3 protein-coding genes and 1 pseudogene are annotated in these 2,067 nt (G+C 71.4%); all 4 read left to right on the forward strand.

The window, feature by feature from the left end:
• The first annotated feature begins 358 nt into the window (after nucleotides 1–358).
• Nucleotides 359–565, forward strand: a complete 207-nt coding sequence (locus tag VFT73_RS05490) for a helix-turn-helix domain-containing protein (RefSeq protein ID WP_414712796.1) — start codon at nucleotides 359–361, stop codon at nucleotides 563–565.
• Nucleotides 562–1,134, forward strand: a complete 573-nt coding sequence (locus VFT73_RS05495; protein ID WP_326409160.1) for a S26 family signal peptidase — start codon at nucleotides 562–564, stop codon at nucleotides 1,132–1,134. Before VFT73_RS05490 ends, VFT73_RS05495 begins: the two co-directional genes overlap by 4 nt.
• Complete coding sequence (locus tag VFT73_RS05500) at nucleotides 1,122–1,751, forward strand: lytic transglycosylase domain-containing protein (RefSeq protein ID WP_326409161.1); 630 nt, start codon at nucleotides 1,122–1,124, stop codon at nucleotides 1,749–1,751. Before VFT73_RS05495 ends, VFT73_RS05500 begins: the two co-directional genes overlap by 13 nt.
• Nucleotides 1,752–1,797: 46 nt before the next feature.
• Nucleotides 1,798–2,067 (forward strand): annotated as a pseudogene (locus tag VFT73_RS05505) (hypothetical protein); the annotation flags it as partial.

The following is a 2,067-nucleotide window of genomic DNA, read 5'->3' on the forward strand; positions in this document are numbered from 1 at the left end:
ATCGTTTGGCTTCCGTGCCGGGTGCATGCTTGCTCATGGGTCCTTCCTCGTCGTCGGCTGCGTTGCACAGCTTAGACGGGAACGCGCCGAGCGCCAGCGCCTGACTGCATTCGCACGCAGAATTATCATCGATTTTCGACCGGTCGGCGTCTGCCTCGTGCAGCCGGGAAACGCGTGTTGGCGGCGTCGGAAGCGCCGCCGCGACGGGCGGCGCGGATGCACAACATCGGCGGCGGCGGCTCGATTCTACGTCCGCTCCTTTTCGAGCCTCTGCCCGAACGGGGAATTGCCGCAGCAACGCGTACCAAGGCGCAGTCGGGCGCTGTCCGTCGCAGCGAGGGACCGGATGGAGGATGAAGTGGCTCGGGCGGCCCGAGCGAAGAAGGGCAGTCCCTTCCTTTCGACCGAGCAGGCGGGTTTCTATCTCGGGCTCAGCCCACGCAAGATGCAGGCGATGCGCACAGCGGGGACCGGCCCGCGGTTCCGCCGCCACAGCCGTTACATTCGCTACCATATCGACGATCTGGACGCCTGGTCGGAAGGCTCAGGCGTGCGCGGTCCGTGACGACTCGGGGCCGAGCAGCCGGCTCAGATGGGCGCGGGCGGCGGCAATCTCCCGGAGGGCAGGGGGCGCGACGGAGCCGGGCTGCGGCAGTCGCGGCACTCGCTGCCGCAGCGCTCGGCTCGACTCTTGCCCCGCGCCCGGCGCCGGTGCTGGTCTGGAACGCAACCCCGAGCAGCCGTGTCGGGCTTTATGCCGTCTCGTCCGCCGATGATCTCCGCTCAGGCGATACCGTGATTGCCTGGGCGCCGGACGGAGCCCGGCGGCTCGCGGCGGCCCGGCACTATCTTCCGGCCGATGTGCCGCTCGTGAAGCGCGTCGTGGCGGTCGCCGGCGATCGCGTCTGCGCCAAGGGCGTGGCGATTTCCGTCAACGGACAGGCGGCTGCGCTGCGCCGGTCGCGCGATCCTTCGGGCCGGCCGATGCCCTGGTGGACCGGTTGCCGGCTGCTGGCGCCGGCCGAATTGTTCCTGCTGTCGCCGGCCGGTCCGCTGGCGTTCGACGGCCGCTATTTCGGCGTGAGCAGCTCCGGCGATGTCCTCGGAAAGGGGATGCTCCTGTGGCCGCGCTGAAGGTGCTGCTCGCGCTTGCTGCCGTCTGCGCGACGCCGGCGGCGGCGGAGCCGGTCGATCGCTGGGCGCCTTATATTGCGGAAGCGTCCTCCCGCTTCGACATCCCGGCCGGCTGGATTCGGCGCGTGATGCGGCTCGAGAGCGGCGGACGCGCCCTGGCCGATGGCCGGCCGGTGGTCAGCCGCGCCGGAGCGATGGGACTGATGCAGCTCATGCCGGGCACGTGGCGCGACATGCGGGCGCTGGTCGGGCTCGGCGCCGACCCGTTCGCGCCCCGCGACAATATTCTCGCCGGCACCGCTTATTTGCGGCTCATGTACGACCGGTTCGGCTATCCCGACCTCTTCGCCGCCTACAATGCCGGTCCTTCCCGCTATGCCGCTTTTCTCGCCGGCGGGCGCAAGCTTCCCCGCGAGACGCGGGTCTATGTCGCCGCTGCCGCGCCCGCGGCCGGCGCAGCTGTGCGGATCGGTGCCATCACCATGGCGTCGACCGGCACGGCCGCTCCTCTCTTCATCAGGCCAGGCGCCGGGCGATTCCGCGCGGGCGATACCGAACACGCGTCCGCCGGCGGGCTCTTCGTCGAGCTCACCGGCGGCGCCGAACCGCGCCGCTGAGGAGAGGCGGCGGAGGGCGCGGCGGATCGGCAGGAGGAGGTGGAGAATGAGGCGCGGTGGCGGACAGCCCAGCCTGGACGAGGAAGGTCGCGCGCTCGTCGGGCGGCTCGGCGGACGCTGGACCGCGAACGGAGGGATGTGCCGCTGCCCGGCGCACGACGACCGCACGCCGTCGCTGAGCCTCGCGCCGGGCGAGAACGGCCGCGTGCTGGTCCATTGCTTCGGCGGCTGTGCGCCGGCCGATGTCAACGAGGCGCTCCGCCGGCGCGGGCTGTGGCCGGCGCGCGAATTGCGCACGCCCCCTGTCCACAGGCCG

Source organism: Sphingomonas sp., from assembly GCF_035758555.1.
Lineage (GTDB): Bacteria > Pseudomonadota > Alphaproteobacteria > Sphingomonadales > Sphingomonadaceae > Sphingomonas_B.